Consider the following 22341-nt stretch of genomic DNA (forward strand, 5'->3'; position numbering starts at 1 on the left):
CCCGCACGCCACCGTTCCACGTGGAACCGGCCTCGCGTCAGCTGTAGTAGAGCGCGACCGGTCGGCCGTCGATCTCACGGACGTCGACCGCGGTGTCGTAGACCGCCGCCAGCACGTCCGAGCGCATGACCTCACGCGCCGGGGCGTCGGCGACCACCCGGCCGTCGCGCATGGCGACGATGCGGTCGGCGTGGTTCGCCGCGAAGTTGATGTCGTGCAGCACCGTGATCACCCGCTTGCCCAGCTCGTCGGCCGCCCGCCGGAGCAGCCGCATGATCTCGGCCATGTGCCGCAGGTCCAGGTTGTTGAGCGGTTCGTCGAGCAGCACGTACCTGGTGTCCTGGGCGAGCACCATCGCGATGAACGCCCGCTGCCGCTGTCCGCCGGAGAGCTCGTCGAGGAAGCGGCTCCGGTACGGGCCCAGGTCGAGGTAGTCGATGGCCTGGTCGATGTGCCCCCGGTCGGCCACGGTGAGCCGTCCCCGGGAGTGCGGGAAGCGACCGAACTCCACCAGGTCGTGGACGGTCAGCCGGGCGGCGACGTGGTTGTCCTGGCGCAGCACCGCCAGGGTCGTCGCGAGGTCGCGGGACGACGTCGTCGCGACGTCCATCCCGTCGATCGTCACCCGCCCGGCGTCGGGCCGCACCAGCCGGCCGACGATCCCGAACAGCGTCGACTTGCCGGCGCCGTTGGGCCCGATGAGGGCGGTCACGCCCTCCCCGCCGAGGGAGATCGAGACGTCGTCGACGACCGGCTGGCCGTCGTACCGCTTGGTCACGCCGTCGAGCGCGATCACCGCGCCCCCTTTCGCAGCACGAGGTACAGGAAGAAGAGCCCGCCGGCGAAGTCGATGACCGTCGACAGCGTCCCGCCGAAGCCGAACGCCCGCTCGAGCACGAGCTGGCCGCCGAGCAGGCAGACCATGCCGATGAGCACGGCCATCGGCAGCGTCCACACGTGGCGGAAGGACCCCGCCCACGAGTAGGCGAGGTTGGCCACGACGAGGCCGAAGAAGAGCACCGGGCCGACCAGCGCCGTGGACGCCGCGATCATCACCGAGACGACCACCAGCAGCGCCGTCACCACCCGCCGGTGGTCCACCCCGAGCCCCACGGCGGCCGGCTCCCCGAGCGTCAGCACGTCGAGGGTGCGCACCAGCGGGACGACGCCCAGGCAGCCGAGGACGACGAGGACGGCGGTGAGCGCCAGCAACGTCTCGTCGGGCCGGGTCATCGAGGCGAAGAAGGAGTCCGACAGCACCTGGAAGTCCAGCGGGTCGAGCATCCGCTGCATCCACTCGCTGGAGCTGCGGAAGAACGTGCCCAGCACGATGCCGACCAGCAGCATGAGGTGGATCGACCGTCGCCGGCCGCCGAACAGCCACCGGAACAGCAGCAGGCTGAAGGCGACCATCACCGAGACCTGGACGCACCACATCACCAGCGGGTCGGCGGCCAGGAACGCGGCCGACCCGGCGGTGAAGACCACCACGGTGGAGACGAGCACGTAGAACGCGTCGAACCCCATGATCGACGGCGTCAGGATGCGGTTGCCGGTGACGGTGTGGAAGACCACCGTCGAGACCCCGACCGCCGTCGCGACGACGAGCATCGCGAGCACGGTGAGGCTGCGCTTCTGCAGCGCGTAGCCCAGCGAGCCGGGGACGTCGGTGAGGAGGTAGCCGGCGGTCAGCGCCAGGACGGCGCCGCCCAGCACGGCCAGCCGGACCTCGGGCCGCGCGGCCCAGCGGGGGGCGGCCCGGTCCGCGGTGCGCGGTGCGGTCGCCGTCGGCATGGGGTCAGTGAGCACGGGTCCGCCTCCGCAGCAGCAGCCAGAGGAACAGCGCGGCCCCGAGGACGCCGACGACGACCGACAGCGGGATCTCGTACGGCGCGCGCAGGACCCGGGCGAGGATGTCGCACCCGACGACGAACACGGCCCCCAGCCCCGCCACCCAGGGGATCGCCCGGCGCACGTTGTCGCCGATCAGCAGGCTGACCACGTTCGGCACGACGAGGCCGAGGAAGGGGATCAGCCCGGCGGTGACCAGGACCGCCGCCGTGATCACCGCGACGACGACCATGCCGACGGCGACCACGCGGCGGTGGTCCAGGCCCAGGTTGGTGGCGAACTCCTCGCCCAGACCGATCACGCTGAACCGGTCGGCGGCGTACCAGGCGACGACGACCATCGCCCCGGCCGCCCAGACCAGCTCGTAGCGGCCCTGCACCACCCCGGCGAAACTGCCCTGCGACCACTGGCCCAGGGACTGGAGCAGGTCCAGGCGGTACGCGAAGAACGTCGTCACGGCGCCGACGACACCGCCGAGCATGATGCCGACCAGCGGGACCAGCACGAGCTGGCGGACCGGGACGGCGCGCACCACGCGCAGGAAGACCCACGTGCCGAGCAGCCCGAAGAGGGCGGCCACGCCCATCTTGCCGGCGACGGCCATGCCCGGGGCGAACACGATCGTGGTCAGCATCCCGAGCGTGGCGAACTCGCTGACGCCGGTGGTGCTGGGCTCCACGAACTTGTTGCGCACCAGCATCTGCATGATCAGCCCCGCGATGCCGAGCGAGGCCCCGGCGAGGACCAGCGCGACCGTGCGCGGCATCCGGCTGGCGACCAGCAGGAAGGCCGCGTCGCCGTCCGGGCCGCCGGCCAGGACCGACGCGGGGGACACGTCGGAGACGCCGACGAACAGGCTGACCACCGCGAGCACCAGGAGGAGGACACCGACCAGCACCCCCACCCAGGTGCGGCTCGGCCGCGCCCGGACGGGGGTGCTCGTCGGAGCCGTGTCGAGCGCAGTCACCAGCGGTGGGGCCGGTGCACGCCACGGTCCGCGGAGGTCATTCCGCGACCTGCAGGACGTCGTCGATCATGATCTGCGTGGTGTCCAGACCACCGAAGACGATGTACCAGGCCACCGGGTCCAGGTAGAAGACCCGGTTCTGCTGGGCCGCCGTGGTCTGGCGGACGATGTCGTTGTCGAGCACCGCCCGGGCGGCCTGCGCGCCCTGCTCGCCGGTGGCGGCGTCCCGGTCGATCACCCACAGGGCGCCGGGGTCCGTCTCGAGCAGGAACTCGAAGGAGACCGGCTCGCCGTGGGTGGCCGCCTCGACGTCCTCCACCGCGGGCTCGACCCCGAAGACGTCGTAGATCAGGCCGCCCCGGACGGCGGGACCGACGGCGTCGGGGCCCGCCGGCGCCAGTGCGCTCAGCTGCCCGCCGGAGACCATCAGGCCCAGTCCGGTGCCGGCACCGGCGGTGGCCGCCCGAGCCTCCTCGATGCCCGACTCGATCTCGCTGAGCGCCGCGGCGGCCTCCTCCTCGGCGCCGAGCACCTCGCCGAGGAACGTCACGTTCCGCTCGAGGTCCTCGGCGAAGGAGCCGCGGTTGCTCAGGTCGACGGTCGGCGCGATCTCACTGAGGTCCTCGTACAGCGCCGCCGAGCGGTTGGCGATGATGATGAGGTCGGGCTGCTGCGCTTCGATCTCGACGAGGTCGGCCTCGAACAGGGTGCCCACGTCATAGGCGTCGTCGGCGAGGTGGCCCTCCAGGTAGCCGGGCACGAACCCCAGCGGCGCGCCCGCCACCTCGCCGCCCAGCGCGCCGATGGTGTCGAGGCTGGCCATGTCGAAGACCACGATGGACTCGGGGTCCTCCGGGACCTCGACCGTCGTCTCCTGGTAGTCCGGCTCGGCGTCCTCGTCGGTGGCGTTGACGTTGCGGTCCCAGGTGAAGCTGACGGTCCCGGCCTCCTCCGCTGCCGCGGTGTCGGTCGCCGTGTCCTCTCCGCACGCGGTCAGCGCCAGGAGGGCCGAGAGGGACAGGGCGGCGCCGGCCAGCGGCCGGTTCGTTGCGCGCATGCAGGGCTCCAGTGTCGTTCCAGGAAGGTTAGGCTCACCTCAGTGAGTGCACCCTAACCAACGTCTGGCGCGGAGTGACCGGCAGCCCGGTTGCGCCGGACGCCGGGCGGGCAGACACCTGGACATGCACACACGCACGCTGCGCGACCTGACCGTCTCCGCCCAGGGCCTCGGCTGCATGGGGATGAGCGAGTTCTACGGGACCGGCGACCAGGCGGAGGCCGAGCGCACCGTCCAGCGCGCCCTCGACCTGGGCGTCACCTTCCTCGACACCGCCGACATGTACGGCCCCTTCACCAACGAGCGCCTCGTCGGGCAGGCCATCGCCGGCCGCCGCGAGGAGGTCACCCTGGCGACCAAGTTCGGCAACGAGCGCGGCGAGGACGGTTCCTTCCTCGGGATCAACGGCCGCCCGGAGTACGTCCACGCCGCCTGCGACGCCTCCCTGCAGCGCCTCGGCGTCGACGTCATCGACCTCTACTACCAGCACCGCGTGGACACCACCGTCCCGGTCGAGGACACCTGGGGTGCCCTCGCCGAGCTCGTCCAGGCCGGCAAGATCCGGTACGCCGGGATCTCCGAGGCCGCACCGGACACCATCCGCCGGGCGCACGCCGTCCAGCCGGTGACGGCGGTGCAGACCGAGTACTCGCTGTGGACCCGCGACCCCGAGGACGACGGGGTGCTGGCCACCTGCGCCGAGCTCGGCATCGGCTTCGTCGCCTACTCGCCGATCGGCCGGGGCTTCCTGTCCGGGCAGATCCGCAGCCTCGACGACCTCGACCCGGGCGACTTCCGGCGGCACAACCCGCGCTTCCAGGGCGAGGCCTTCGCGAAGAACCTCGAGTTGGTGGACCGGGTGCGGGAGCTCGCCGAGGCCAAGGGCGTGACCGCCAGCCAGCTCGCGCTGGCCTGGGTGATGGCGCAGTCCGGCCGGGCCGGCAACCCCTCGGTGGTGCCGATCCCGGGCACCAAGCGGGTCCGGTACCTGGAGGAGAACGCGGCGGCCGCCGACGTCGAGCTGACCGACGACGACCTGCGCGCGCTGGACGAGGCCGCTCCGGCCGGCGCCGCGACGGGCGACCGCTACCCGGACATGTCCACCGTCCACCGCTGAGCCGCTCACTACGCTCGGGGGGTGAGCACCCCGCTCGTCGTCGCGGCGACCGCCGTCGCCGTCGCCCTGGCCGTGCTGGGCGGGCTGAGCACCGCGCTGCGCCGGCGGATCGGCTCGGCCCACACGACCGGTGTCGTGCTGCTGGAGGCGCTGCTGGTGGCCCAGGCGGTCGTCGCGGTGGTGGCGCTGGCCGGCGGGGAACGCCCCGCCGAGCTGGCCACCTTCCTCGCCTACCTGGTCAGCGTGGTGCTGCTGCCGGTCGCCGGTCTGCTGTGGGCGCGCACCGAGCCGACCCGCTGGGCGGGCACCGTGGTCGGCGTCGCGGCGCTGGCAGTGGCGGTCATGCTCTGGCGGTTGCTCGACCTGTGGGAGGTCACCGGTGGCTGAGACCGCCCAGGGCCCCGGACGGGTGCTGGTCGCCCTCTACGGGGTGTTCGCGCTGGCCGCCGGGGCCCGCGCGGCGGTGCAGCTGGCGGTGCAGTTCGACGACGCGCCGCTGGCCTACCTGCTGTCCGCGCTGGCCGCCGTCGTCTACGTGGCGGCGACCGTCGGGCTGGCCCGCGGCGGGCGGGGCGGCCGCCGGACGGCGCTGGTGGCGTGCGCGGTCGAGCTGGCCGGGGTGCTCGTCGTGGGCACGCTGAGCCTGGCCGACCCGGCGGCCTTCCCCGACGACACGGTGTGGTCGGGGTACGGCCGGGGCTACGGGTTCATCCCGCTGGCCCTGCCGGTGCTCGGCCTGCTCTGGCTGCGGCACCAGGCCGAGGCGGCCCGGGAGGCCTAGAAGTCCCCGCCGCCGCCGAAGTCGCCGCCGTCGAAGCCACCACCGTCGAAGCCACCGCCGTCGAAGCCGCCACCGTCGACGCCACCGCCGTCCTCGTACCCGCCGGCGTCGTAGCCGGCCGCGTCCTCCTGGCCCCCGGCGTCGGCCTGCTCGCCGTCCTGGTAGCCCTCCGCGTAGGCCTCCTCGTCGCCGCCGCCGAACAGGCCGCCGTCACCCAGGCCGGTGTCGAAGAGCGCGTCGGCGACCGCGGAGCCGACCACCACGCCGGCGACGGTGCCCAGCAGGCTGCCGCCGATCATGCTGCCCATCCCCATGCCGCCCATCCCGCCGCGGCCGTAGCCGCCCTGCCCGTAGCCGCCCTGCCCGTAGCCGCCCTGCCCGTAGCCGCCGCCGCTGAAGGTCCGCTCGAGGAAGCCCGGCTGGCGGAACTCCGCCCGGGTGGCCGCCCGGGCCAGGCTCCGCGGGTCGTCGCCGCGCGGCCGCTCACCGGCCGGGACGCCGGCCGAGAGCTGCTCCAGCACCTGCCGGCGCTGCTCGGGGGTGAGCTTGCCGAACGCCTCGGCGTGCGCCGCCTCGACCTGGTCCGGGGGAGCGGTGCGCAGCAGGTACCGGTAGCGCTCGATCGCGCGCTCGTCGTCGCTCTGCCCGGCGCGGGCCCGCGGGGGGCCGGCGTCGGGGGCGGCGTAGCCGTACCCCCGGTCACCGGAGGGGCCGTCGGGCGGGCGGTGCCCGCGGTCACGGCCGAGGAGCCGGTCCAGCAGTCCCATGACGTGTCCTCCCTCGTCTCGACGGGACACGTCCTACCCCGCCGGCCCGTCCGTGACGCGTGGCGCCCGCGCCCCCTCTCGGTGGTGTGCAACAGAACCCGCCGGTAAGATCGTCGGAGTGCCGTCCCAGCGACACCCAGGTGAGCCGGTTGCCGGCACGATCCCGCCCGAGGCGACCGCCGCCCTGACCGGTGGGCGGGTGGCTGTCGACCACGAGCCCCCGTTGGTGCAGCGCCAGGCGAACATCGTCGGCGCCGCCGAGGCCGCCGTGTCCGGCACCGACACCCAGGGCGCCGCCCGGGCCGCGCTGCCCGGTGTGCTGGGCGACGTCCCGGTCGCCGTCCTGGTCATCGACGAGGCCGCCGGCTCCGTCGTCTACGCCAACCGGGCCGCCATCGAGCTGGCCGGCAACGTCAGCCTCCCCGTGCCGGTCGACACCTGGGGCGCTGCCGCCGGGCTGACCGACCTGAACAACGCGCCGCTGGCCAGCACGTCCAGCCCGCTGTCCCTCGTCGCCGAGGGCCGGCCGGTGGCCGGCGAGGCCGTCCGGCTGTCGCCCCGGCGCAGCTCCGACGAGGTGCGGGCGGCCGGTGCCGACGTCGCGGCCGACCAGGTGCTGTGGGTGACCGGCTTCCCGCTCTCCCAGGACGGCGGCTCGGAGCGGCTGTCGCTGGTGGTGTTCCTGCAGCTCGACGACCGCCCGGGCGCCGACGACCCCGAGGCGCAGCTGCAGGCGCTGCGCGAGCGCGCCGTCGTGGCCACCGACATCGCCTTCGCGATCACCGACCCGCGCCAGGAGGACGACCCGCTGGTCTGGGTCAACCCGTCCTTCAGCCGGATCACCGGGTTCTCCTACGAGGAGAGCGTCGGCCGCAACTGCCGCTTCCTGCAGGGGCCGGCGACCGACGCCACGGCCGTCGCCGAGCTGCGCCGGTCGCTCGAGTCGGAGCAGCCGATCACCACCACGCTGCTGAACTACCGCAAGGACGGCACCGCCTTCTGGAACCAGCTGTCGATCACCCCGGTGTTCGACGGCTCCGGCGACCTGGTCAGCTTCGTCGGGGTGCAGACCGACGTCACCGAGCGGGTGCGGGTCGAGGACGACCGGCGGGCCGCGTTCGCCGCCGAGCAGGCCGCCCGCCGGGACGCCGAGCAGGCCCACGCCGCCGCCGACGCCGCCCGGGTCGACGCCGAGCGGGCGCAGAGCCGCCTGGCGCTGATGGCCGAGGCGACCAGCACGCTGAGCTCGACCCTGGACATGTCCGACCTGTTCGACCGGCTGGCCTCGCTCTGCGTGCCGCTGCTGGCCGACTGGGTGTTCCTCACCCTGGTCGACGAGCACGGCGTGGTGCGCGACACCGCCCACCGGCACCGGGACGGCCGGGAGGACGAGCTCGCGGAGCTCGCCGCGCTGCACTCGGCGAACATGCCCGAGGCCTCGCCCACCCGCCGGTCGCTGACCACGAGCGAGCCGGTGCTGCTCGCCGAGCTGACCCCGGAGACCATCGACCGGGTCTTCCCGACGCCGGAGACCTCGGCGCTGTTCCGCTCGCTCGGCGGGGTCTCGGCGATCACCGTGCCGCTGGTCGCCCGACGCCGGATGCTCGGCGCCATGGCGCTGGTGAAGACCGACCGGCGCCGGCGGTTCACCACCGAGGACGTCGACCTCGCCCGGGACCTGTCCCGCCGGGCGGCGATGGCCATGGACAACGTGCGGCTCTACCAGCAGGAGCACAGCGTCGCCGAGACGCTGCAGCGCTCGCTGCTGCCCGACCTGCCGGTGATCCCGGGCGTCACCGCCGCCGCGCACTACCTCAGCGCGTCCACCGCGGCCGACGTCGGCGGCGACTTCTACGACCTGCTGCACCTGCCCGACGGCGCCGTCGGGCTGGCGATCGGCGACGTGGTCGGCCACGACGTGGCGGCGGCCGCGGCCATGGGGCACCTGCGCGGTCTGCTGCGCGCCTGCGCCTGGGACGCGCCGGACAACGACCCGGGCGAGGTCCTCGGCCGGGTCGACCGGCTGGTGCAGGGGCTGCACGTCGCCCCGATGGCCACCATGGCCTACGGCCGCGCGGAGCGACCCGGCACCGCGGGCGGGCCGTGGCGGCTCACCCTGGCCAACGCCGGGCACCCGCCGCTGATGCTGCGCCGGGTCGACGGCTCGGTGGAGCTCCTCGACGACGTCGTCGGCCTGCTGCTCGGCGTCGACGCGCAGCACCGGCGGACGTCGGTCACCGTGGAACTGCCCGCCGGCTCGACGCTGGTCGCCTACACCGACGGGCTGATCGAGCGGCCGGGGGAGGACCTGGACCAGGGGACCGCCTCGCTGGCGGCCCGGCTGGCGGGCGCCCCGGTCGACGCGACCCCGGCCGACCTGTGCGTGCACGCGGTCGGCGCGGACCCCGACCGCCGCGACGACGTCGCGGTGCTCGCCCTGCGGTTCGACTAGCGCTCGGGCTCCAGCAGGGGCTCCTGCAGGCCGTAGCCGCCGCGGTGGAACAGCAGCGGGTCGTGCGCGGCGTCGGCACCCAGGTCGAGCACCCGGGCGACGACGATCGTGTGGTCGCCGCCGTCGTACTCGGCCCACAGCTCGCTGTCGATCCAGGCGACGACTCCGTCCAGGACGGGTGAGCCGTGCGGGCTCGGCGTCCAGGCGACCCCGGCGAACTTGTCGGTTCCGGAGCGGGCGAACTGGCCGGACAGCCCGCTCTGGTCGGCGGCGAGCACGTTGACGCAGAACCGCCCGGCCGCCCGCAGCCGCGGCCAGGTGGTCGACGTCCGGGCCGGGGCGAAGGCGACCAGCGGCGGGTCGAGCGACAGCGAGCTGAACGACTGGCAGGTGAAGCCCACCGGTCCGTCTGGTCCAATCGCGGTCACGACCGTGACCCCGGAGACGAAGTGGCCGAGGACGTCGCGCATCGCGCGGGGGTCGACGACCTGCGGGGGGACGTCGGGCGCGTCGGTGCTCACACCACCGATCCCATCACGGCTCCCCGCGGCACGTTGCGCCCACCCGCCCGGTGCAGCGAGCTGGGCAGCTCGTGGCCCACCGCCCGCTCGGTCACCGCGGCCGCGGCCAGGACGGCGTCCAGGTCGATGCCGGTGGCGACCTCGCTGTCGGCGAGCCAGTACACGAGCTCCTCGGTCGCGATGTTGCCGCTGGCGCCCGGCGCGAACGGGCAGCCGCCGAGCCCGCCGACCGAGGCGTCGAGCTGGGTGACCCCGGCCTGCAGCGCGGCGAGCGCGTTGGCCTGACCGGTGCCGCGGGTGTCGTGGAAGTGCACGCCGAGCGGGGTGCCCGGGGTGGCCCGGCGGACGGCGTCCAGCAGCCGAACCACCCGCCCCGGCGTCGTGGTGCCGATGGTGTCGCCCAGGCAGAGCTGGTCGGCGCCGGCGGTCACCGCGGCCCGGGTGACGTCGACGGTGCGGGCGATCGGGGTCCGGCCGTCGAACGGGCAGTCCCACGCCGTCGCCACGACGACCTCCAGCGACCCGCCGGCGCCGTGGGCCAGCGCGGCGATCTCCCCGACCGCACCCACCGCCTCCGCCGTCGAGCGGCCGGCGTTGGCCCGGCTGTGCGAGTCCGACGCCGAGACGACGTACTCCAGGTGGGCGATGCCGGCGTCGACGGCCCGGACGGCGCCCCGCGGGTTGGCCACCAGGGCGGAGAAGTGCACGCCGTCGAAGCGGTGCAGCTCCGCGGCGAGCTGGTCGGCGTCGGCGAGCGCGGGCACCGCCTTCGGGGAGACGAAGGAGGTGACCTCGATCCGCTGGACGCCGGTGGCCACCAGGGCCTCCAGCATCGCGAGCTTGGCGGCGAGCGGCAGCGGCTCCTCCAGCTGCAGCCCGTCGCGCATGCCGACCTCGCGGACGTCCACCGCCACCGGGAGCACCAGATCGAACTCGTTCATGCCCGCATCATGCCCCCGGTTCCACGTGGAACGCGCCGGTTAGTGCTGGCCGGCCGGCTCACGGGGCCGTTCCGCGGAGGCGGCCGCGCCCAGCTTCGCGCCCTCGACGTCCAGGTCGGGCAGCAGCCGGTCCAGCCACCGCGGCAGCCACCAGGCCGACCGGCCCAGCAGCGCCAGCACGGCGGGCACCAGCGTCATCCGGACGACGAAGGCGTCGACCAGCACGCCGACGGCCAACCCGAACGCGATGGCCTTCACCGTGACGTCCTCGATGTGCACGAAGCTGGCGAAAACCGAGAACATGATCAGCGCGGCGGCGACGACCACCCGCGACGCGTGCCGCATGCCGGCCACGACCGAGGCCCGGGGCGCACCGCCGTGCACGTGCTCCTCGCGCATCCGGGAGACCAGGAAGACCTCGTAGTCCATCGCCAGGCCGAAGAGCACCGCCATCAGCAGGATCGGCATGAAGCTGATCACCGGGCCGGTGGCCGGGACGCCGAAGACGTCCATCAGCCAGCCCCACTGGAAGACCGCCACGACCGCGCCGAAGCTGGCCCCCACCGACAGCAGGAAGCCCAGCGCGGCCTTGACCGGCACCAGCACGGAGCGGAAGACCAGCAGCAGGAGCACCAGCGCCAGGCCGACGACGACCAGCGCGAAGGGCAGCAGCGCGTCGGCGAGCCGGTCGGAGACGTCGATGGCGACCGCCGTCTGCCCGGTGACGGCGATCCCGCCGACGCCGGTCTGCTCCGCCAGGTCCGGGGCCAGGGCCCGGATGTCGCCGACCAGGGTGCTGGTCGCCTCGTCCTGCGGCCCGCTCTCCGGCACCACCTGGACGATCGCCGAGGTGCCGTCGGCCAGCAGCTGCGGCGCGGCGTAGACGACGTCGTCCAGGCCCCCGATGGCCTGCGCGACCGCGCCGGCGGCCTGCTCGGCGGTGGCCGGCTCCAGCCCGTCGACGAGGACGACCAGCGGGCCGTTGACGCCGGGCCCGAAGAACTCGGCGACGGCGTCGTAGGCCCGGCGCTCGGTGCTGTCCTCCGCGGCGGTGCCCGCGTCGGGCAGCGCCAGCCGCAGCTGCAGCGCCGGGATCGACGCCACCAGCAGCGCCACCAGCGTGACCGCCACGGTGACCGCGGGCCGGCGGGTGACCAGCGCGGCCCACCGGGCGCCGCCGGTGCGGGCCGGGGCGCCGGCGTGCTCGGCCAGCGCGTGCTCCCGCCGGGCGGCGCGCGACCCCGGTGCCGGGGCCAGCCGGGCGCCGGCGAAGCCCATCAGCGCCGGCACCAGGGTGAGCGCGACGAGCATCGCCACCAGCACGGTGCCGGCCGCCCCCAGCCCCATCACGGTGAGGAAGGGGATGCCGACCACGGACAGCCCGGCCAGCGCGATGACCACGGTGAGCCCGGCGAAGACGACGGCCGAGCCCGCGGTGCCCGTGGCCCGGCCGGCGGACTCCTCCGGGTCCATCCCGGTGGCCAGCTGGGAGCGGTGCCGGGACAGGATGAACAGCGTGTAGTCGATGCCCACCGCCAGGCCGATCATCAGCGCCAGGGTGGGGGCGGTCGAGGACAGCGTGATGGCCCCGGACAGCGCGAGCAGCCCGACCAGGCCCACGGCCACGCCGACCAGCGCCACCAGCAGGTTCATCCCGGCGGCCAGCAGGGAGCCGAAGGTGAGCACCAGGACCAGCACGGCGACGACGACGCCGACGAGCTCGGTCGGGCCGACGGTGACGGCGCCGGTGGCGAACGCACCGCCGCCCACCTCCACCTGCAGCCCGGCGTCGGTCGCCGCGGCGGTGGCCGCCTGCAGCTGCTCCAGCGCGTCGCCGTCCAGCTGGTCGGCGGGCACGCCGTACTGCACCGTGGCCAGCGCGGCCCGCAGGTCGGGGCTGACCACCTGGGCGGTGAAGGGGTCCTGGACGGCGGCGACCTGGTCGACCTCGGCGGCCGCGGCGACGACCTCGCCGATCGCCGCGGCGTACTGCGGGTCGGTGACCGCCGAGCCCTCCGGGGCGACGAACACCACGTCGGCGCCGGCACCGGCGGCCGCGGGGGAGGCCTCGCCCAGCCGGTCCAGGGCCGCCTGGGACTCCGAGCCCGGGATGGTGAACTCGTCGTCGAACTCCCCGCCGACGGTGAGGAACAGCGCCACGACGATGCCCAGCACCGCCAGCCAGGCCACCGACACCAGGCCGCGACGGCGGTAGGCGGCACGGCCCATCCGGTGGAGCAGGGTGGACATCAGTTCTCCTTCTGGCCGGCGACGGCCCCGCGGACGAGCGCGAGCAGGGCGGTCCGGCACAGCGGCCGGAGGTCGCGCTGCGCGGTGAGGGACATGGCGGTGAACCCGTTGAGCAGCGCGGTGACGGCGCCGACGAGGTCGGCGGCCGGGACGGTGAAGGTGAGGCCCGCGCCGGCGGCGGTCCGCTCGACCAGCTCGACGAGGCGGTCGGCGACCAGCTCGTCGTGCCGGTGCAGCACCTCCGCGGCCTCGGGGTGCCGGGCGGCGTGCAGGGTGTACTCGGTGACCACCAGCGCCCAGGTGCGGTCGCAGCGGTGGGCGTCCAGCACCCGGTCGACGGCGGCGGGCAGCGGGTCGGCGTCGTCCGGCAGGTCGGCCAGCCGCTCGGCGACCCGGGTCAGCTCCCGGTCGACCTCGCGGCTCATCAGCGCGTCGAACAGCTCGTCCTTGCTGCGGAAGCTGGAGTAGAAGGCGCCGCGGGTGAAGCCACCGCGGCGGCAGACGTCCTCCACGCTCGCGGCGTCGAAGCCCTGCTCGGCGAAGGTCTCCAGGGCGGCGTCCAGCAGCAGCTCGACGGTCACCTCGCGGCGCCGGCGGGGGCGCTCGGCATCGACCGTCATCACGATGCAGGACTGTATTGGATACGTTCCTGTATCGGCAAGGTCAGCGGAGGCGCAACGCCGTCCTCCCGCAGGAAAGGCCGTCCTCCCGCACCTACGTTCGTGCGGGGGGACGGCCTTTGATCAGGTCACCTGATCAGAGCCAGGCAACCCAGGTCAGTGCAGGGCGCGGCCGACGGCGACGGCGCGGGTGTCCGGGGCGGCGACCCGGGCGGCGTCGGCCTCCTGGTCGTCGGCCGCCTCCTGCGAGCGCCGCTCGGCCTCGACCCGGGCGCGGTAGCTGTCGACCTCGCTCGCGGTGCGCTCGGCGTCCCAGCCCAGCACCGGGGCCACCACCCGGGCGACCGCCTCGGCCGACTCGACGCCGCGGTGCGCGGTCTCGATCGAGATCCGGGTGCGCCGGGCCAGCAGGTCGTCCAGGTGCAGCGCGCCCTCGTTCGCGGCCGACCACACCATCTCGACCATCAGGTACTCCTCGGCGCCGGGCACCGGCTGCAGCAGCGCCGGGTCGTCGGCGGCCAGCGCCAGCACCTGCGGGGTCTGCGAGCCGAACCGGTTGAGCAGGTGCTCGGCCCGGAACCGCGGGATGTCCCAGCGCTCGGAGAGGCCGTCCAGGGAGTTCACCATCGCGGCGTAGCCCTCCGCGCCGATCAGCGGGATGTTCTCGGTGACGCTCGGCGGCACGGTGCGGGTGACGTCCTCGGCGACGGCGTCCACCGCGTCGGCGGCCATCGGCCGGTAGGTCGTGTACTTGCCGCCGGCGACGGCGATGACACCGGGCATCGGCCGGGCGACCGCGTGCTCGCGGGACAGCTGGCTGGTCGACTCCTCCTCGCCGGACAGCAGCGGCCGCAGCCCGGCGTAGACGCCGGTGATGTCGGCGTGGGTCAGCGGCACGGACAGCACCTCGTTGACGTGGTCGAGGATGTAGTCGATGTCGGCCTTGCTCGCCGCCGGGTGCGCCTTGTCCAGCGCCCAGTCCGTGTCGGTCGTCCCGACGATCCAGTGGCTGCCCCACGGGATGACGAACAGCACCGACTTCTCGGTGCGCAGGATCAGCCCCGTCTCGCCGTTGATCCGGTCACGGGGGACGACGATGTGCACGCCCTTGCTGGCCCGCACGTGGAACCGGCCGCGGCCGCCGACCAGGGTCTGGATGTCATCGGTCCAGACGCCGGTGGCGTTGACCACGACCTCGCTGCGGACGTCGACCTCCTGCCCGGTCTCCACGTCGCGCACCCGGGCGCCGACGACCCGGCCGCCGGCGTGGTCGAAGGAGACGACCTCGGCGGAGTTCAGCACGGTCGCGCCGTAGGCGGCGGCGGTGAGCGCCACGGTCAAGGTGTGCCGGGCGTCGTCGGCCTGGGCGTCGTAGTACCGGATCGCGCCCACCAGCGAGTCCGGCTTGAGCGCCGGGAACAGCCGGCGGGCACCGGTCCGGGTGAGCTGCTTCTGCGCGGGCAGCGGCTCGGCCAGCCCCCCGAAGCGGGCCAGTGCGTCGTACAGCGTGATGCCGGCGGTGACGTAGGGCCGCTCCCAGTGCTTGGTCAGCGGGTAGAGGAAGGGCACCGGCTTGACCAGGTGCGGGGCGATCCGGTTGACCGCCAGGTCGCGCTCGTGCAGCGCCTCGCGGACCAGCCCGAAGTCGAACTGCTCGAGGTAGCGCAGCCCGCCGTGGAACAGCTTGGAGGAGCGGGAGGAGGTGCCGCTGGCGAAGTCGCGCGCCTCGACCAGCGCGGTCTTCAGGCCACGGGTCGCGGCGTCCAGCGCGACGCCGGCACCGGTGACGCCGCCGCCGACGACGAGGACCTCGTACTCACCGGCTGCCAGGTCGGCCCAGGACTGGGCGCGCTGCACGGGTCCGAGCGGGCGTACTGCGGTCATGGGTGGACTCCTCGCGCCAGGCCGGCGCACCTCGATGTGGCCTCTGAGGTCCCACGGTAGGTCGGGTGGGGCCGCCGGACGAGGTGCACCGTCCGACGATGTCGCACAGCCGGGGGACGTCCGCGGGGCCTCCCGATGGCCTACGGTCGCGCCGTGCCGGGCAGCGTGCAGTCCATCGAGCGGGCGGCGGCGATCCTGCGGGTGGTCGCCGGCTCCGGCGGGACGCTCGGGGTCACCGACATCGCCGAGGCCGTCGGGCTGGCCAAGACCACCACCCACAGCCTGCTGCGCACCCTGCTGCTCGTGGGCTTCGTCGACCAGGACCGGGAGACCGGCCGGTACGCCCTCGGCGCGGGGCTGCTCCGGCTCGGCTCGCACCTCGACGTCAACGAGCTGCGGGCCCGCGCCTCCAACTGGGCGGACTCGCTGGCCGCCCGCAGCGGGCACGCCGTGCGGCTGGCCACCCTCGCCGGCGACGACGTCCTCGTCGTCCACCACGTGTTCCGGCCCGACGACTCCGCGCAGGTGCTCGACGTCGGGGCGACGGTGCCGGCCACCAGCGCGCTGGGCCGGGTCCTCCTCGCGCACAGCCACCCGCACACCGGGCACCGCTCCGGCCCGCGCACGGTGCCGCTGGCCACCGAGCTGGCCGAGGTCCGGGCCCGCGGCTGGGCCGCCGCCCGCGGCGAGGTCGAGCCGGGCATGGCGGGGCTGGCGGCACCGGTGCGGGCCGCCGGCGGGCTGGTGGTCGCCGCGCTGGGGGTCAGCGGTCCGGTGGTCACGCTGCTCGACGCCCGCGGGGTGCCGCGCAGCCCGGTGCTGGCGATGGTCACCGACGCCGCCCAGTCGGTGTCCCGGGAGCTGGGTCACGGCGGTGGCTGACCGCTACGTGCTCGCCGTCGACCAGGGGACGACGTCGACCCGCTCGCTGGTCTTCGACCGCGGTGGCCGGATGGTCGCCGTCCGGCAGCGCGAGCACCGCCAGTTCTTCCCGCGCCCGGGCTGGGTCGAGCACGACCCGATGGAGATCTGGGCGAACACCCAGCGGACCGCGGCGCAGGTGCTCGGTGACATCGGGTCGGCCGGCGACGTGGTGGCCCTGGGCATCGCCAACCAGCGGGAGACCACCGTGGTCTGGGACCGGGCCACCGGCCGCCCGGTGCTGCGCGCGCTGGTGTGGCAGGACACCCGCACCGCCGACCTCGTCACCAGGCTGGCCGCCCGTCCCGACGCCGGGCTGGTCGCCGAGCGCAGCGGGATGGCGATCGCCGGCTACTTCTCGGGGCCGCGGCTGCGCTGGATCCTCGACTCGGTGCCGCACGCGCGGGAGCGCGCCGAACGCGGCGAGCTGCTGTTCGGCACCATGGAGACCTGGCTGATCTGGAACCTCACCGGCGGCCCCGACGGCGGCGTGCACGTCACCGACGTCACCAACGCCAGCCGCACCCTGCTGATGGACGTGCGCACCTGCCGGTGGGACCCCGACCTGCTCGCGTTCTTCGGCATCCCGGCGGCGATGCTGCCGGAGATCAAGCCCTCGGTGGGCGTGCTGGGGACGGCGACCGCGCTGTCGCCCGCCATCCCGATCACCGGCGCGCTCGGCGACCAGCAGGCGGCGCTGTTCGGCCAGGCCTGCTTCGCCCCCGGTGAGGCCAAGTGCACCTACGGCACCGGCAGCTTCCTGCTGCAGAACACCGGCGAGGAGCTGGTGCGCACCCGCTCCGGCTCGATCAGCACGGTGGCCTACCAGCTCGCCGGCGAGCCGGTGCACTACGCGCTGGAGGGGTCGGTCGCCGTCGCCGGGGCGCTGGTGCAGTGGCTGCGCGACGGGCTCGGGCTGATCGGCTCGGCCGCCGAGGTCGAGACCCTGGCCCGCACGGTCTCCGACAACGGCGGCTGCTACGTCGTCCCGGCGTTCTCCGGCCTGCTCGCCCCGCACTGGCGTGGCGAGGCGCGCGGGCTGGTCGCCGGCCTGACCTCCTACGTCACCAAGGGCCACCTGGCCCGCGCGGTGCTGGAGGCCACCGGCTGGCAGACCCGGGACGTCGTGCAGGCGATGGCCGCGGACTCCGGGCTGTCGCTGCCCGCGCTGCGGGTCGACGGCGGGATGACGACGAACAACCTGCTCATGCAGTTCATCGCCGACGCCCTGGACACCCCGGTGGTCCGCCCGATGGTGGGGGAGACCGTGTCGCTGGGGGCCGCCTACGCCGCGGGGCTGGCGGTCGGCGTGTGGAGCGACATCGAGGCGCTGCGGCGCAACTGGCACCGGGCGGCCCAGTGGACGCCGACCCCGGCCCGTGCGCAGGCGCTCACCAGGGAGTACCCGCAGTGGGAGCGCGCGGTCGAGCTGAGCATCGCCTGGGGCGCTCCGCGGGACTGAGTACGACCATGTCGCACCCGGCATGTTGTCCGCGTCACACAGGGGTCCCTACGGTCCGCTGGAACGGCCCGCAGAGCAGCGGGCCCCTCTCCCGGAGGAGCACCACAACGTGGACACCACGAGTCTCTGGACCGTCTTCTTCAGCGAGGTGACGGGTACCGGCATCCTGATCCTGCTGGGTGTCGGCGTCGTCGCGAACATGAACCTGCCCCGGAGCTACGGCAACGGCGGCGGCTGGATCGTGATCATCTTCGGCTGGGGGCTGGCGGTCTTCGCCGGCGTCTACGCCGCGGCGTCGTCGGGCGCGCACCTGAACCCGGCGGTCACCGTCGGGCTGCTGGTCAGCGGGGCCGACGAGTACGCACCCGGCGTCGACGTGACGCTGGGCAGCACGCTGGTCTACTTCGCCGGCGAGCTGACCGGCGCCTTCCTCGGCGCCGTGCTGGCCTGGGCCGCCTACCGCGCGCACTACAACGACCCGGAGGCGGCCGGCACCCAGCTGGGCACCTTCTCCACCGGCCCGGCCATCAAGAGCACCGCCGACAACCTGGTCACCGAGGCGATCGGCACGTTCGTGCTGGTCTACATCATCCTGCGGTTCGGTGACACGCCCAGCGAGATCGGCCCGCTGGCCGTGGCCCTGCTGGTCGTCGGCATCGGCGCCTCCCTCGGTGGCCCGACCGGCTACGCGATCAACCCGGCCCGCGACCTCGGCCCGCGCCTGGCCCACGCCGTCCTGCCGATCCGCGGCAAGGGCGACAGCAACTGGGGCTACGCCTGGGTCCCGATCGTCGGCCCGATCATCGGCGCCGTCCTCGCCGGCGCGTTCTCCCACGTCTCCCTCTGACCGCCACGACCCGGAAGGAACCACCATGTCGAAGTACGTCGCCGCCATCGACCAGGGCACCACGAGCACCCGCTGCATGCTCTTCGACCACGACGGGGCCGTGGTCTCGGTCGGCCAGAAGGAGCACGAGCAGGTCTTCCCGCGCGCCGGCTGGGTCGAGCACGACCCGATGGAGATCTGGACCAACACCCGCGAGGTGGTCGGCCAGGCGCTGGCCCGCGGGAACGCCAGCAACTCCGACATCGTCGCCGTCGGCATCACCAACCAGCGCGAGACGACGGTGGTCTGGGACCGGACCACCGGCGAGCCGGTCTACAACGCGATCGTCTGGCAGGACACCCGCACCGGGAAGATCTGCGAGGAGCTGGGCGCCCTCGGCGGGGGCGCCGACCGGTACAAGGACCGGGTCGGCCTGCCGCTGGCCACCTACTTCGCCGGCCCCAAGGTCCGCTGGATCCTGGACAACGTCGACGGTGCCCGGGCGAAGGCCGAGGCCGGTGACCTGGTGATGGGCACCATCGACTCCTGGCTGATCTGGAACATGACCGGCGGCACGGACGGCGGCAAGCACCTCACCGACGTCTCCAACGCCTCCCGGACGATGCTGATGGACTACCGGAAGCTCGCCTGGGACGAGAGCATCGCCGAGGAGATGCAGATCCCGCTGTCGATGCTGCCGGAGATCCGCTCCAACTCCGAGGAGTACGGCGTCGGGCGCAAGTCCGGGTTCCTCGCCGGGGTGCCGATCGCCGGTTCGCTGGGCGACCAGCAGGCGGCGACCTTCGGCCAGGTCTGCTTCACCAAGGGCATGGCCAAGAACACCTACGGCACCGGCAACTTCATGCTGCTCAACACCGGCGAGGAGGCCGTCCCGTCGAAGAACGGCCTGCTCACCACGCTGTGCTACCAGCTGGGCGACGCCAAGCCGGTGTACGCCCTGGAGGGCTCGATCGCGGTCACCGGGTCCCTGGTGCAGTGGGTGCGGGACAACCTCGGCATGATCAAGAACGCGCCGGAGATCGAGGACCTGGCCCGCTCGGTCGACGACAACGGCGGCTCGTACTTCGTGCCGGCGTTCTCCGGGCTCTTCGCGCCGCACTGGCGCGCGGACGCCCGCGGTGCGGTCGTCGGGCTCACCCGGTTCGTCAACAAGGGCCACCTCGCCCGGGCCGTGCTGGAGGCGACGGCCTACCAGACCCGCGAGGTGCTCGACGCGATGAACGCCGACTCCGGGGTCGACCTGACCGAGCTGCGGGTCGACGGCGGGATGGTCGGCAACGAGCTGCTCATGCAGTTCCAGGCCGACATCCTCGACGTCCCGGTGATCCGGCCGCAGATCGCCGAGACGACGGCGCTCGGGGCGGCCTACGCGGCCGGCCTGGCCGTCGGGTTCTGGTCGGACCTGGACGAGCTGACCGCCAAGTGGGCCGAGGACAAGCGCTGGGAGCCGACCATGGCCGCCGACGAGCGCGAGCGCCTCTACCGGCAGTGGCAGAAGGCCGTCACCAAGTCGCTGGACTGGGTGGACGACGACGTCAGCTGACCCGTCCCCGAGGTGATCATCGGCGTGTGGCCGCCCGCCACGCCGGCGGCTGCGACCACACGCCGATGATCAACGGGAGGCCCAGTCGCGGACCACGCGCTGGGCGCTCAGCGCCGCGGTGACCACGGGCAGCGGCAGCGCGAACACGGTGAAGCCGAGCAGCGCGTCGACGGCGTCCTCGTCGTCGTGCAGCTGCACCGCCCCGCCGACCAGGGCCACGACGAGCAGGACGGCGGCGGCCACCGCGGTCCACAGCACCAGCGGGTGCTGCCGGCCGGAGAACAGCCCGATCCCGCCGACAAGCAGGACCACCCCGAGCGGGACGCCGAGCGCCAGCAGCCAGGTGGCCAGGTCGCCGTCCCCGGTGAGGCCGGCGACGAGGAAGACCAGCCCGCCGATCAGGGTGAGCGTGCCGGTGACCACCCCGAGCACCGCCGAGGCGGTGGCCAGCCCGGGCCGCCGCGGCCCCGGCCCCCAGACCGGCGGCTGCGGGCCCCAGCCGGACACCGGACCGGGCTGCCCGTACCCCGGCTGCCCGTACCCCGGCTGCCCGTAGCCGTACGGGGGCTGGCCGTACGGGGGCTGGCCGTACGGCGGCGGCCCGTACGGCTGCTGCCCCCAGTCCTGCGGTTGCCCCTGCTGCCACTGCCCGCCTGCGGTCACGGCGCGCAGTCTGCCAACCGGGTGCCCGCGCCGGGAGCCGACAGGCCGCCGTCCCTCACCCCTGCAGGGCGGCGCTCACCACGGCCTTCGCCTCGTCCTGCACCCGGGCCAGGTGGTCCGCGCCGAGGAAGGACTCCGCGTAGACCTTGTAGACGTCCTCGGTGCCGGAGGGGCGGGCGGCGAACCAGGCGTTCTCGGTGGTCACCTTCAGCCCGCCGATCGGGGCGTCGTTGCCGGGCGCCCGGGTCAGCTTGGCGGTGATCGGCTCCCCGGCGAGCTCGGTGGCGGTGACGGCCTCGGGGGACAGCCCGCCCAGCCGCGCCTTCTCCTCGCGGGTGGCGGCGGCGTCGATCCGGGCGTAGGCCGAGGACCCGAAGCGCTCGGTCAGCGACGCGTGCAGCTGGGACGGCGAGGACCCGGTCACCGCCTGGATCTCACTGGCCAGCAGGGCGAGCAGGATGCCGTCCTTGTCCGTGGTCCACACCCCGCCGTCGCGGCGCAGGAACGACGCCCCGGCCGACTCCTCGCCGCCGAAGCCGACCGAGCCGTCGAGCAGGCCGGGCACGAACCACTTGAAGCCGACCGGCACCTCGACCAGCGTCCGGCCCAGGTCGGCCACCACCCGGTCGATGAGGCTCGAGGACACCAGCGTCTTGCCCACCGCGGTGCCGTCGCCCCACCCGTCGCGGTGGGAGAACAGGTAGGAGATGGCCACGGCCAGGAAGTGGTTGGGGTTCATCAGCCCGCCGTCGGGGGTGACGATGCCGTGCCGGTCGGCGTCGGCGTCGTTGCCGGTGGCGATGGCGAACTCGTCCTTGCGACCGATCAGCGAGGCCATCGCGGACGGCGAGGAGCAGTCCATCCGGATCTTGCCGTCCCAGTCCAGCGTCATGAACCGCCAGGTGGGGTCGACCAGCGGGTTGACCACGGTGAGGTCCAGCCCGTGCCGGTCGGCGATCTCGCCCCAGTAGGCCACGCTGGCCCCGCCCAGCGGGTCGGCGCCGATGCGCACGCCGGCGCTCTTCACCGCGTCGAGGTCCAGCACGCTGGGCAGGTCGTCGACGTAGCTGCCGAGGAAGTCGTAGGCCTGCGCCGCCGCGCGGGCCCGGGCGAACGGCACCCGCCGGACGCCGTCCAGGCCGGCGGCCAGCAGCTCGTTGGCGCGCCGGGCGATCCAGCCGGTGGCGTCGGTGTCGGCCGGGCCGCCCGACGGCGGGTTGTACTTGAAGCCGCCGTCCCGGGGCGGGTTGTGCGACGGGGTGACGACGATGCCGTCGGCCAGCCCGCTGGTCTTGCCCCGGTTGGCGGCCAGGACGGCGTGGCTGACCGCCGGGGTCGGGGTGTACCCGTCGCGGGAGTCGACCAGCACGGTGACGTCGTTGGCGGCCAGCACCTCCAGCGCACTGGCCCAGGCCGGCTCGCTCAGCCCGTGGGTGTCCCGGCCGACGAACAGCGGACCGTCGTACCCCTGGCCCGCCCGGTACTCGCAGATGGCCTGCGTGGTGGCCAGGATGTGCGGCTCGTTGAACGCGCCGTCCAGAGACGAGCCGCGGTGGCCCGAGGTGCCGAAGACGACCTGCTGGGCGACGTCGGCCGGGTCCGGCTGCACCGTGTAGTAGGCGGTCACCAGGTGCGGGACGTCGACCAGGTCGCTGGGCTGGGCGGTCTGCCCGGCGCGATCGGAGCTCATGGGTCGA

Annotated in this window: 20 protein-coding genes; 8 read left to right on the plus strand and 12 right to left on the minus strand. The window is 74.1% G+C overall.

Annotated features, from left to right (window positions below):
* Nucleotides 1-37: 37 nt before the first annotated feature.
* The 4 genes from HL054_RS16540 to HL054_RS16555 are packed head-to-tail and all read right to left on the minus strand — an operon-like array spanning nucleotide 38 to nucleotide 3875.
* The gene (locus HL054_RS16540; protein ID WP_369140129.1) at nucleotides 38-796 is read right to left on the minus strand and encodes an iron ABC transporter ATP-binding protein; all 759 of its coding nucleotides are present in this window, start codon (nucleotides 794-796) and stop codon (nucleotides 38-40) included.
* A complete protein-coding gene (locus HL054_RS16545; RefSeq protein WP_369140130.1) occupies nucleotides 793-1809 on the minus strand; it encodes an iron chelate uptake ABC transporter family permease subunit in 1017 nt (338 codons plus the stop codon). Before HL054_RS16545 ends, HL054_RS16540 begins: the two co-directional genes overlap by 4 nt.
* The gene (locus tag HL054_RS16550; protein WP_369140131.1) at nucleotides 1799-2818 is read right to left on the minus strand and encodes an ABC transporter permease; all 1020 of its coding nucleotides are present in this window, start codon (nucleotides 2816-2818) and stop codon (nucleotides 1799-1801) included. Before HL054_RS16550 ends, HL054_RS16545 begins: the two co-directional genes overlap by 11 nt.
* Nucleotides 2819-2855: 37 nt before the next feature.
* Nucleotides 2856-3875 carry a siderophore ABC transporter substrate-binding protein gene (locus HL054_RS16555; RefSeq protein WP_369140132.1) on the minus strand — a complete coding sequence of 340 codons (1020 nt, stop codon included), beginning with the start codon at nucleotides 3873-3875 and terminating at the stop codon, nucleotides 2856-2858.
* Between the two features lie 124 nt (nucleotides 3876-3999).
* Between HL054_RS16555 and HL054_RS16560 the strand changes: the two genes are divergently transcribed.
* The 3 genes from HL054_RS16560 to HL054_RS16570 are packed head-to-tail and all read left to right on the plus strand — an operon-like array spanning nucleotide 4000 to nucleotide 5773.
* Nucleotides 4000-4992, plus strand: a complete 993-nt coding sequence (locus HL054_RS16560) for an aldo/keto reductase (protein ID WP_369140133.1) — start codon at nucleotides 4000-4002, stop codon at nucleotides 4990-4992.
* Between the two features lie 21 nt (nucleotides 4993-5013).
* Entirely contained in the window at nucleotides 5014-5379 is a 366-nt protein-coding gene (locus HL054_RS16565; protein ID WP_369140134.1) for a hypothetical protein, read from the plus strand.
* A complete protein-coding gene (locus HL054_RS16570) occupies nucleotides 5372-5773 on the plus strand; it encodes a hypothetical protein (protein ID WP_369140135.1) in 402 nt (133 codons plus the stop codon). The genes HL054_RS16565 and HL054_RS16570 overlap by 8 nt, the downstream gene beginning before the upstream one ends.
* Here HL054_RS16570 and HL054_RS16575 read toward each other — a convergent pair.
* A complete protein-coding gene (locus HL054_RS16575; protein ID WP_369140136.1) occupies nucleotides 5770-6540 on the minus strand; it encodes a hypothetical protein in 771 nt (256 codons plus the stop codon). The two genes, HL054_RS16570 and HL054_RS16575, sit on opposite strands and share 4 nt — an antisense overlap.
* Nucleotides 6541-6739: 199 nt before the next feature.
* On the opposite strand from HL054_RS16575, the gene HL054_RS16580 reads away from it, so the two are divergent.
* Nucleotides 6740-8992 (plus strand): PP2C family protein-serine/threonine phosphatase, encoded by a 2253-nt coding sequence (locus tag HL054_RS16580; protein ID WP_369140137.1) that lies wholly within the window; start codon nucleotides 6740-6742, stop codon nucleotides 8990-8992.
* Here the strand turns inward: HL054_RS16580 and HL054_RS16585 are convergent.
* The 5 genes from HL054_RS16585 to HL054_RS16605 all read right to left on the minus strand — a co-directional run bounded on the left by HL054_RS16585 (nucleotide 8989) and on the right by HL054_RS16605 (nucleotide 15208).
* Nucleotides 8989-9513, minus strand: coding sequence for a flavin reductase family protein (locus HL054_RS16585; protein ID WP_369140138.1), 525 nt, complete (start codon nucleotides 9511-9513; stop codon nucleotides 8989-8991). The genes HL054_RS16580 and HL054_RS16585 overlap by 4 nt on opposite strands.
* Nucleotides 9510-10454, minus strand: coding sequence for a hydroxymethylglutaryl-CoA lyase (locus HL054_RS16590; RefSeq protein WP_369140140.1), 945 nt, complete (start codon nucleotides 10452-10454; stop codon nucleotides 9510-9512). The genes HL054_RS16585 and HL054_RS16590 overlap by 4 nt, the downstream gene beginning before the upstream one ends.
* Nucleotides 10455-10493: 39 nt before the next feature.
* Nucleotides 10494-12704: an MMPL family transporter gene (locus HL054_RS16595; RefSeq protein WP_369140141.1), complete on the minus strand. Its 2211-nt coding sequence runs from the start codon at nucleotides 12702-12704 to the stop codon at nucleotides 10494-10496.
* Nucleotides 12704-13324 carry a TetR/AcrR family transcriptional regulator gene (locus tag HL054_RS16600; protein WP_369140348.1) on the minus strand — a complete coding sequence of 207 codons (621 nt, stop codon included), beginning with the start codon at nucleotides 13322-13324 and terminating at the stop codon, nucleotides 12704-12706. The genes HL054_RS16595 and HL054_RS16600 overlap by 1 nt, the downstream gene beginning before the upstream one ends.
* A 156-nt stretch (nucleotides 13325-13480) precedes the next feature.
* Nucleotides 13481-15208, minus strand: coding sequence for a glycerol-3-phosphate dehydrogenase/oxidase (locus tag HL054_RS16605; RefSeq protein WP_369140143.1), 1728 nt, complete (start codon nucleotides 15206-15208; stop codon nucleotides 13481-13483).
* A gap of 153 nt (nucleotides 15209-15361) precedes the next feature.
* On the opposite strand from HL054_RS16605, the gene HL054_RS16610 reads away from it, so the two are divergent.
* The 4 genes from HL054_RS16610 (at nucleotide 15362) to glpK (HL054_RS16625) (ending at nucleotide 19981) form a co-directional block, all read left to right on the plus strand.
* A complete protein-coding gene (locus HL054_RS16610; RefSeq protein WP_369140144.1) occupies nucleotides 15362-16090 on the plus strand; it encodes an IclR family transcriptional regulator in 729 nt (242 codons plus the stop codon).
* Nucleotides 16083-17591, plus strand: coding sequence for a glycerol kinase GlpK (gene glpK, locus HL054_RS16615; protein WP_369140145.1), 1509 nt, complete (start codon nucleotides 16083-16085; stop codon nucleotides 17589-17591). The genes HL054_RS16610 and glpK (HL054_RS16615) overlap by 8 nt, the downstream gene beginning before the upstream one ends.
* Before the next feature lie 109 nt (nucleotides 17592-17700).
* Nucleotides 17701-18438, plus strand: a complete 738-nt coding sequence (locus HL054_RS16620; RefSeq protein ID WP_369140146.1) for an MIP/aquaporin family protein — start codon at nucleotides 17701-17703, stop codon at nucleotides 18436-18438.
* A 25-nt stretch (nucleotides 18439-18463) separates the two neighbouring features.
* Complete coding sequence (glpK, locus tag HL054_RS16625; protein ID WP_369140147.1) at nucleotides 18464-19981, plus strand: glycerol kinase GlpK; 1518 nt, start codon at nucleotides 18464-18466, stop codon at nucleotides 19979-19981.
* Between the two features lie 69 nt (nucleotides 19982-20050).
* Here glpK (HL054_RS16625) and HL054_RS16630 read toward each other — a convergent pair whose 3' ends face one another.
* Complete coding sequence (locus HL054_RS16630; RefSeq protein WP_369140148.1) at nucleotides 20051-20644, minus strand: hypothetical protein; 594 nt, start codon at nucleotides 20642-20644, stop codon at nucleotides 20051-20053.
* A 55-nt stretch (nucleotides 20645-20699) separates the two neighbouring features.
* Nucleotides 20700-22334 (minus strand): phosphoglucomutase (alpha-D-glucose-1,6-bisphosphate-dependent), encoded by a 1635-nt coding sequence (gene pgm / locus HL054_RS16635; protein WP_369140149.1) that lies wholly within the window; start codon nucleotides 22332-22334, stop codon nucleotides 20700-20702.
* Nucleotides 22335-22341 lie beyond the last annotated feature (7 nt).

The organism is Modestobacter versicolor (genome assembly GCF_041028285.1).
In the GTDB taxonomy this organism is placed as follows: Bacteria; Actinomycetota; Actinomycetes; order Mycobacteriales; family Geodermatophilaceae; genus Modestobacter; species Modestobacter versicolor_A.

Bases quoted from the DNA above. Each gene is read 5' to 3' on its own strand.
- HL054_RS16555 (WP_369140132.1), bottom strand. From the start codon at position 3,875: ATGCGCGCAACGAACCGGCCGCTGGCCGGCGCCGCCCTGTCCCTCTCG.
- HL054_RS16560 (WP_369140133.1), top strand. From the start codon at position 4,000: ATGCACACACGCACGCTGCGCGACCTGACCGTCTCCGCCCAGGGCCTC.
- HL054_RS16575 (WP_369140136.1), bottom strand. From the start codon at position 6,540: ATGGGACTGCTGGACCGGCTCCTCGGCCGTGACCGCGGGCACCGCCCG.
- HL054_RS16590 (WP_369140140.1), bottom strand. From the start codon at position 10,454: ATGAACGAGTTCGATCTGGTGCTCCCGGTGGCGGTGGACGTCCGCGAG.
- HL054_RS16595 (WP_369140141.1), bottom strand. From the start codon at position 12,704: ATGTCCACCCTGCTCCACCGGATGGGCCGTGCCGCCTACCGCCGTCGC.
- HL054_RS16600 (WP_369140348.1), bottom strand. From the start codon at position 13,324: ATGACGGTCGATGCCGAGCGCCCCCGCCGGCGCCGCGAGGTGACCGTC.
- HL054_RS16605 (WP_369140143.1), bottom strand. From the start codon at position 15,208: ATGACCGCAGTACGCCCGCTCGGACCCGTGCAGCGCGCCCAGTCCTGG.
- glpK (WP_369140147.1), top strand. From the start codon at position 18,464: ATGTCGAAGTACGTCGCCGCCATCGACCAGGGCACCACGAGCACCCGC.
- pgm (WP_369140149.1), bottom strand. From the start codon at position 22,334: ATGAGCTCCGATCGCGCCGGGCAGACCGCCCAGCCCAGCGACCTGGTC.